The 8,228-nt window shown below is 67.7% G+C and carries 8 protein-coding genes; 6 read left to right on the forward strand and 2 right to left on the reverse strand.

The annotated features are described in order from the left end of the window. Positions 1–23 precede the first annotated feature (23 nt). Both JZ791_RS20805 and JZ791_RS20810 read left to right on the forward strand, forming a co-directional pair. Positions 24–437 carry a roadblock/LC7 domain-containing protein gene (locus tag JZ791_RS20805; RefSeq protein WP_308163011.1) on the forward strand — a complete coding sequence of 138 codons (414 nt, stop codon included), beginning with the start codon at positions 24–26 and terminating at the stop codon, positions 435–437. Between the two features lie 32 nt (positions 438–469). Continuing rightward, on the forward strand, positions 470–841 hold the full coding sequence (locus JZ791_RS20810; protein ID WP_216896830.1) for a hypothetical protein: 372 nt from the start codon (positions 470–472) through the stop codon (positions 839–841). A gap of 58 nt (positions 842–899) precedes the next feature. Here JZ791_RS20810 and JZ791_RS20815 read toward each other — a convergent pair whose 3' ends face one another. Both JZ791_RS20815 and JZ791_RS20820 read right to left on the reverse strand, forming a co-directional pair. After that, entirely contained in the window at positions 900–1,412 is a 513-nt protein-coding gene (locus tag JZ791_RS20815; RefSeq protein ID WP_216896831.1) for a TIGR04338 family metallohydrolase, read from the reverse strand. A 59-nt stretch (positions 1,413–1,471) separates the two neighbouring features. Further along, the gene (locus tag JZ791_RS20820; RefSeq protein ID WP_216896832.1) at positions 1,472–2,314 is read right to left on the reverse strand and encodes a DUF2786 domain-containing protein; all 843 of its coding nucleotides are present in this window, start codon (positions 2,312–2,314) and stop codon (positions 1,472–1,474) included. Positions 2,315–2,473: 159 nt separating this feature from the next. On the opposite strand from JZ791_RS20820, the gene JZ791_RS20825 reads away from it, so the two are divergent. From JZ791_RS20825 to JZ791_RS20840, 4 genes are all read left to right on the forward strand, one after another. Further along, positions 2,474–3,775 carry an ABC transporter substrate-binding protein gene (locus JZ791_RS20825; RefSeq protein ID WP_216896833.1) on the forward strand — a complete coding sequence of 434 codons (1,302 nt, stop codon included), beginning with the start codon at positions 2,474–2,476 and terminating at the stop codon, positions 3,773–3,775. A gap of 101 nt (positions 3,776–3,876) precedes the next feature. After that, positions 3,877–4,890 (forward strand): carbohydrate ABC transporter permease, encoded by a 1,014-nt coding sequence (locus tag JZ791_RS20830; RefSeq protein WP_216896834.1) that lies wholly within the window; start codon positions 3,877–3,879, stop codon positions 4,888–4,890. Continuing rightward, entirely contained in the window at positions 4,887–5,771 is an 885-nt protein-coding gene (locus tag JZ791_RS20835) for a carbohydrate ABC transporter permease (RefSeq protein WP_216896835.1), read from the forward strand. Before JZ791_RS20830 ends, JZ791_RS20835 begins: the two co-directional genes overlap by 4 nt. 506 nt (positions 5,772–6,277) lie before the next feature. Further along, positions 6,278–8,228: transglycosylase domain-containing protein (locus JZ791_RS20840; protein ID WP_438804547.1), on the forward strand; the 1,951-nt coding region annotated here is incomplete at its 3' end.

The raw sequence follows: 8,228 nt of genomic DNA on the forward strand, positions 1-8,228 counted from the left end.
ATTCGATGAAAGGTTGACCAACGGTGGAAACGATCACCCCGACGATGGCCGCGGCGAACGACGCGGTACAGACCGAACTGCGAAGGCTGTGCGCGGGCATCCCGCACGTGACCGGCGCGCTCGTGGCATCCGGTGACGGGCTGCTCATCACCCATGTTTTGCCCCCGAGTATCGAGCCCACCGGGATGGCCGCACTGGCGGCTTCGCAACTGGCGCTGTCGTTCCGGATCGTCACCACGGCGTACGGGGGCGGGTTCCACGAGGTCGTGGTGCACGGAAGCGGTGGGTACGTGGCGATCTACGCGGCGGACGGGACCGCGCTGACGGTCCTGACCGCCGCCGGGGTGAACGTCGGCCGGCTCCATCTGGAGGCACGACCGGCCGCACGTGCGATCGCCGACCTCCTGGCGGCGGCGACGAAAAGTCCTCGGGCATAACGAGGGCATCGAATACATCGAAAGGAACAGACATGTCCAATATGGATCTCGCACTCAAGGACATGATGGGGATCGACGGCGCGATCGGCGCCGCCATCGTCGACTACAACAGCGGTATGGCGCTGGGCATGCTCGGCAGTTCCAAGGCCCTGGACCTGCAGATCGCGGCCGCCGGCAACACCGAGGTGGTGCGTGCCAAACTGCGCACCATCGAACAGCTGGAACTCAACGAGGAGATCGAGGACATCCTCATCTCGCTGTACAGCCAATACCACATCATCCGACCCGTCACCGGCCGTAAATCCAAGGGGCTGTTCCTCTACATGGCCCTGGACCGGGGCCGGGCCAATCTGGCGATGGCCCGCCACCGGCTCAAGAACATCGAGGAGACCCTGGAGGTCTGATCGTCCGGCGCGTGATCGTCCGGCCCCATGATCCTCGGAGCCGGACACCCGGCCGGGCTCACCCGAGTCGCGCGCCACACCCGAGCAGTGCGGTGCGCAGGACCAACGCCGCCTCCGGACCGATGACGCCGTCGACCAGTTCCAGGTATCGCGAACAGAATTCCGGTCCGTGCGGCGCGCGGCGCGCGTCACCGGATCCGAGGTGATGAGCCAGCTCGTGCAGAATCACCAATTCCCTTAAGGCCCAGGCAGTTCCACCTGTGTGCAGGGGTACGGCGAGCACCGCCCGCTCGGTCTCGTAGTGGGCGGCGTTCACTCCCGCCCGGGCGCGCACCGTGACCGAATCCGACGCGCGCGTCCACCGCTGCCGGACCCAGTTCAGCGCCAGCACCCGGTCCGCGTAGCTCTGCACCGACTCCACCGAGGCGAACCGGCGCTCGATCGGCAACGTGATGTGCGAGCCGTACAGCTCGACCGTCCGCACCCCCGACTCGTCGGCCCGATCGAACATCCCCCGGACCAGCCCCTCGGCGTCGTACACCCGGGCACGCTGCCCGTCCCGCTCACCCACGACCGAACCTCGCCGCGCTCGGCGCCGTCGTCGTACGCGGGGCGCGCTGCGTCAGCGGCTCACTCACGGTCGCCCGGATCGAGTTGCCCACGGGCCGCACCGAGTTCGGGGGAGGCGCCCAGCCTCGCGGCCCGGCCCGCCCGATCTCCGGCGCGCCGGGCGCCGGGGGAGTATCCGGCCGACGCCTGCGGCCCGCGCCAGACCCCGCGCGCCTCGGAGGTGCTGTCGTAGAAGCCGGACAGCTCGAGTTCCTTGTCGCGCAGGGCCACGGCCGTCCCGGGCGCGGCGGTGGGCTCGGCGCGCACCTGGGCCTCCACGTCCGCCTTCACCTCGGCCAGGCGACGGCCCACGCGCGCGGCGAAGGCCATCTGGAAGTTCAGCCGCGCGGTCACCGCCGCCACCGGCGCCTGCACCCGCCGCCGCACCGAGCGCCCGAGACGCCGCTCGACGACCACCTTCTCGACCGTCGCGGACCGATACCCACCCGATTTGATGTACAGATCGGCCGCGCGCACCATCTGCACCAGCAGGCTCGTGTACAGCGCCTCGCAGGTATCGATATCGGTGTCGAATCCGTAGGCGTAGACCTGCGTCGAGGTGCGCGCCACATCGCAGCGCACATCGTTGGCCGCGGCGATCGCCACGAACAGCTGCACGTAGGTGCGCAGCCCGCGTTTACCGGGCTCGCCGATCGCGATGATTCGCTGTACCGGCACGGCACGGCGCTCACGGCCGGTGATGTGGGCGCGCGCCACGGCCAGGTCGATCGACGAACGGGTCGCGAGACGTTGCGCCGCCGCGAGAAACGCCTCGGCCTCGTGTTCGTTGTCGGTCGACTCCGCCTGACGCAGCAGACCGCCGATCCGCGTGAGCAACTTGTCCTGGGTTTGCTGGGTCGACATCGCGGCCAACAATACGAGATCCGACCGACACAACCGGTACGCGACAATGTATCTTCCCTTGTGCAACAGGCCGAGTGTGCCAGCTCACGGTTCACCCCCGGCCGGATTGTCCCCGTGCGCGCCAACGGAGGCTGTGCTCGTAACGACCATGGAGTATCGATGGCTTTGAACAAGGTGACGTCACGACGCTCGTCCTTGGCGCTGCGCGCAGCGCTGGTAACCGCGTCGGCGGCGCTGCTCACGGCGACCTTCACCAGCGCCTGTTCGAGTAGCAGCACGAGTAGTCCGACCAGTCAGGACCTGACCGGCCGCGGACCCATCACCTACGTCGAGGGCCAGGACACCTCCGAGACAGGCGCGGTCAAACAGCTGATCGACCGGTGGAATTCGGTGCATCCGGATCAGAAGGTCACCTTCAAGGAACAGTCCAACGACGCCAGCCAGCAGCACGACGACATGGCCCAGCACCTGCAGGCCAAGCAGTCCGACTACGACGTGATGGCGCTGGATGTCACCTGGACCGCGGAATTCGCGGCCAAGGGCTGGATCCAGCCGCTGAAGGACTCCTTCTCCATCGACACCTCCACGCTGCTCTCGCCGACCGTGGCCAGCGCCACGTACAAGGGCACCCTGTACGCCGCGCCGCTGAACACCAACGGCGGATTGCTGTACTACCGCAAGGATCTGGTGCCCAACGCACCCAAGACCTGGACCGAGATGCTGGGCGACTGCGGTATCGCCAAGTCGCACGCCCTGGGCTGCTATGCCGGGCAGTTCGCGCCCTACGAGGGCCTGACGGTGAACACCGCCGAGGTGATCAACGCCTTCGGCGGCACCTTCGTCGGCCCGGACGGCAAGACCCCGACCATCGACAGCCCGCAGGCCCGCGCCGGATTGCAGACGCTCGTGGGCGCCTACAAGAACGGCGACATCCCCAAGGAGGCCATCTCCTTCGAGGAGCCGGAGAGCCAGAACGCCTTCGCCCAGGGCAAGCTGCTGTTCCTGCGCACCTGGCCCAACTTCTACGGTGTGGCACAGGCCGATTCATCGCAGGTGAAGGGCGATGTCGGCGTCGCCCCGCTGCCCGGTAAGGACGGCATCGGCGCCTCGACCCTGGGTGGATACAATGCCGCCATCAGCGCCTACTCCAAGCACAAGGCCACCGCCCTGGACTTCCTGCGGTTCCTGACCAGCGAGGACGCCCAGCACATCGTCGCCGAGGGCGCGTACCCACCGGTGCTCTCCTCGCTCTACGACGATCCGGCGCTGATCGCCAAGTTCCCCTACCTGCCGACGCTGCGTGACTCGATCGCCAGCGCCGTGCCGCGCCCGGTCACCCCGTTCTATCCGGCGGTGTCCAAGGCGATCCAGGACAACGCCTACGCGGCGCTGAACGGATCCAAGTCGGTCGACGACGCGATCACCGGTATGCAGAAGGGCATCGAGGCCGCCGGTTCGTAGCGGCCGCGCCGAGATCCCTGTCGAGCCGGCGACCGACGCGCCGATCCGGCGCGGTATCCCACCGCCAACGCTCGGCGTCGAGCCCGTGAGAGAGAAGAACGGTGTCAGATCCTTCGGGAGCAGTGCAGGCCACCGAGACGCGGACCGATCAGCGACCACGGCGGCGAGTGGGTCTGCTGCAGGGGCCTGCCCGCGCCTGGCTGTTCGTGGCGCCGGTGCTGGTGGCCCTGGCGGTGGTGATCGGCTATCCGGTCGTGCGGGCGGTGTGGATGTCCTTCCAGAAGGACTCCGGCCTCGACCCGGTGACCGGCATGTTCGTCAACGGCGGCAGCGCCGGGTTCAGCAACTACACGCATTGGCTGATGCAGCAGTGCCAAATGCCCTCCGGCGGTACCGAATCCTGCCCGACCGGCAATCTGGGCTCGCAGTTCTGGGTCGCGATCATCGTGACGGTGCTGTTCACGGTGATCACCGTGGCGCTGGAGACGACGATCGGCCTGGGCATGGCCACGGTGATGGGCAAGACGTTCCGGGGCCGGGCGCTGCTGCGCGCGGCGGTGCTGGTCCCGTGGGCCATCCCGACCGCGGTCACCGCGCGGCTGTGGGAGTTCATGTTCCAGTACGACGGCGTGGTGAATCGCGTGCTCGGCACGCATATCCTGTGGCAGACCGATCCGTGGTGGTCCCGCTTCGCGGTCATCATCGCCGACGTGTGGAAGACGACGCCGTTCATGGCGCTGCTGATCCTGGCCGGACTGCAGGTGATCCCGGCCGACGTGTACGAGGCCGCGCGGGTGGACGGCGCCTCGACCTGGCAGCGGTTCACCCAGATCACGCTGCCGCTGCTCAAACCCGCACTGCTGGTGGCGATCCTGTTCCGGACCATGGACGCGCTGCGGCTCTACGACCTGCCCGCCATCATGACGCGCGGTAATCCGAACACACGCACCCTGTCGATCCTCGTCGTCGATCAGGTCCGCCAGGGGGCCAACAGCGCCTCGGCGCTGTCCGTGCTCACCTTCCTGCTGATCTTCGCGGTCGCGTTCGTGCTGGTGAAGGTGTTGGGCGCGAATGCGGTCGCGACACAGGAGGAACAGCGGAAGGCTGGACGATGACTGCGGTATCCACGACATCCACGCCGGTGATCGCCGCGAAGGTCCCCCTGCGCCGCCGCCTGAGTTCCGCGAGTACCTACGTCGGCGCGCTGATCGTGCTGGTGTGGGGGCTCGGACCGTTCTACTGGATGGCCGTCACCGCGTTCCGCGACCCGAACTACACGTTCGACAACACCCCGTGGCCGACGCATCTGACGACCGAGAATTTCACCAACGCCTTCGATACCAGCCGCGGCAACAACTTCGGCCGCGCACTCACCAACAGCGTCGTGATCGGCGCGGCCACTACCGCGATCGCGCTGCTGATCGGCAGCATGGCCGCATACGCCCTGGCGCGCATCACCTTTCGCGGCAAGACCCTGGTCTCGGGGCTGGTGCTGAGCGCATCGATGTTCCCGGTGGTCGTGCTGGTGACCCCGCTGTTCCAGCTGTTCACCAACATCGGCTGGCTCGGGCACTACCAGGCGATGATCATCCCGAACATCTCGTTCGTGCTGCCGATGACCGTCTACATCCTGGCCTCGTTCTTCGCCGAACTGCCCTGGGAACTCGAGGAGGCCGCGCGGATCGACGGCGCGTCGCGCCTGCAGGCATTCCGGCTGGTGATGCTGCCGCTGGCCGCGCCCGCGGTGTTCACCACGGCGATCCTGGCCTTCATCGCCGCGGTCAACGAATATCTGCTCTCCAGCCTGCTGTCCTCCGACGCGACCGAACCGGTGACCGTCGCGATAGCCCGCTTCACCGGCAACGACCCGCTGGTGCAGCCGTACGCCGCGATCATGGCCGCGGGCGTCATCGTCACCGTGCCGCTGGTGGTCATGGTGCTGGCGTTCCAGCGGCGCATCATCTCCGGCCTGACCGCGGGCGGCGTCAAGAGTTGAGCTGTCCCGCCTCTCCGCGCTAATCCGCCTCCCCGCGCCTCAGGCCAGGCTCACGTGCGACACCAGTGGCGTTGGCGACCGGCGGTTGAGAGAGTGAGGAGTTAGCCCGTACCCGGTGAGTTACCCGGATCTGACGAGATCAGTTGTCACGGTGGCATCGCGCCGGGTGGGTGCCGGGAGATTTGCTTTGGCGACCGGCGGTTGACGGCATCTCGGTTGTCCACAGGGTTTGAAAACTTCCGTGTGGGCTGTCGGTCTACGGTGTTAGTATCCGGATTCACATTGGCGCGGTGGGGTTGCGTGCGCCGTAGTCTGGTTCTAGATCTGCTCGCGTTCGATCTGTTCCACACGTTCGATCTGTTCATGCGGTAGTTCGGTCACTGTTCGTCCAGTTGGCGGTTCTGGCGAAGGAGTTGGTCGTGGGTTCGATCCGCAAGCGGTGGCGGAGGGGCGCTCGGGAGTCGGCCCCTTACGCATCGATAGCTGGGTGGAACGAGCTTCCGGGGGTGCGGCGGCGTCCGCCTCATGGCGCGCCCGCCCGGCCTCGCCGGCGCCCGCGGCCCGACGAGACGGGACCGGACGACGATCGCCCGCCGGCCAGCCGGGGGCAGCGCATCCGACGGCTGTTGCTGGCCCTGTTCCTGATCTTCGTGGCCATTCCGGCGCTGTTGCTGGCGCTGGCCTACTGGAGTGCCGAGATTCCGGATCCGGCGGCCGTGCAGACACACCAGATCGCCATCATCACCGCTGACGATGGCACCACGGTCCTGGCGAAAGTCGTTCCTCCGGAAGGTAATCGAACCCCCGTTCCGCTGTCCGACGTGCCCGTGCCGGTACGTCAGGCGGTGGTGTCGGCCGAGGATCGCACCTTCTACACCAATCCCGGCTATTCCACCCAGGCATTCCTGCGCGCCGCGCGCGACAACCTGCTCGGCAGGGACGATGCCGGCGGCGGATCCACCATCACCCAGCAGTACGTCAAGAACGCCTTCTTGAGTTCCGAGCGCACGTTCTCACGCAAGATGCGCGAGTTGATCATCTCGGCGAAGATGGCGCGGCAGTGGAGCAAGGACGACATCCTCGCCGCCTACCTCAACACCATCTACTACGGTCGCGGCGCGTACGGCATCCAGGCCGCGGCACACGCGTTCTTCGACAAGCCGGTCGGGCAGCTGACCCTGGCCGAGGGCGCGGTCTTGGCCGCGGTGATCCGCACGCCCTCGATCCTGGATCCCGAGACTCATATGACGCAGTTGCAGGCCCGCTGGAACTACGTGCTCGACGGCATGGTGACTATGCACACGCTGAGCGCCAAGGATCGCGCGGCGGTGCGGTTCCCGCCCATCGTGCCCGCCACCGTCCTGGCCGACAACGCCGCGCACGAACCGAACGGTTTGATCCGCACGCAGGTGCTGGCCGAGTTGCGCGCGGCCGGGATCAGCGAACAGGAGATCGACACCGGCGCCCTGCGGATCACCACGACGATCGACCCGCGCGCCCAGCAGGCCGCCCTGAACGCGGTGCACGGCACCCTGAGCGGGCAGCCGCCGCAGCTGCGCAGCGCGGTCGTCTCGATCGACCCGCGCTCGGGCGCGATCCGCGCGTACTACGGCGGCGACGACGGTGTCGGCTTCGATTTCGCGCAGGCCCCGCTGCAGACCGGATCCTCGTTCAAGACCTTCGCCGTCCTGGCCGCGCTACAGCAGGGAATCACGCTCGGCTATCAACTCAACAGTGCGCCCGTGACGGTGAACGGGGTCGACGTCACCAACGTCGAGGGCGAATCCTGCGGCACCTGTTCGCTCGCCGAGGCGTTCAAGCGCTCGCTGAACACCAGCTTCTACCGGCTCACCGAGGCGATCGGCCCGCAGGCGATCGCCGACGCCGCGCATCAGGCCGGTATTCCGGATCAGATCCCCGGCGTGCCGGGCAAGACCCTCACCGAGAACGGCGGACCACCGGCCCCGGCGATCGTGCTGGGCGTGTACTCGGTGCGGCCACTGGATATGGCCTCGGCCTACGCGACGGTCGCGAACTCGGGCATGTACCGCCCGCCGTACTTCGTCCAGCGGGTGGTGACAGGCGACGGGCAGGTGCTGCTGGACCGCGGCCTTCCCGGAAAGGGGCAACTACCCGCGCAGCAACGCATTCCGGCGGATATCGCCAACACCACGATCTCGGCGATGCTGCCGATCGCCGCGTACTCCAACGGGCACGCGCTGGCGGGCCGCCCCGCGGCGGCCAAGACCGGCACCACACAGCTGGGCGACACCGGCGCGGACAAGGACGCCTGGATGATCGGCTTCACCCCGTCGCTGTCGACGGCGGTCTGGCTCGGCACCGCACAGTCCCAGCCGATCCAGACCGCGGGCGGCGCCCCGATCTATGGCGCCGGCCTCCCCTCGGACATCTGGAAGAAGACGATGGACGGCGCCCTGAACGGCACCCCGGTCGAAC

Source organism: Nocardia alni (genome assembly GCF_019038435.1).
Classification (GTDB): Bacteria; Actinomycetota; Actinomycetes; order Mycobacteriales; family Mycobacteriaceae; genus Nocardia; species Nocardia alni.

Bases quoted from the DNA above. Each gene is read 5' to 3' on its own strand.
- JZ791_RS20825 (WP_216896833.1), top strand. From the start codon at position 2,474: ATGGCTTTGAACAAGGTGACGTCACGACGCTCGTCCTTGGCGCTGCGC.
- JZ791_RS20835 (WP_216896835.1), top strand. From the start codon at position 4,887: ATGACTGCGGTATCCACGACATCCACGCCGGTGATCGCCGCGAAGGTC.
- JZ791_RS20820 (WP_216896832.1), bottom strand. From the start codon at position 2,314: ATGTCGACCCAGCAAACCCAGGACAAGTTGCTCACGCGGATCGGCGGT.
- JZ791_RS20810 (WP_216896830.1), top strand. From the start codon at position 470: ATGTCCAATATGGATCTCGCACTCAAGGACATGATGGGGATCGACGGC.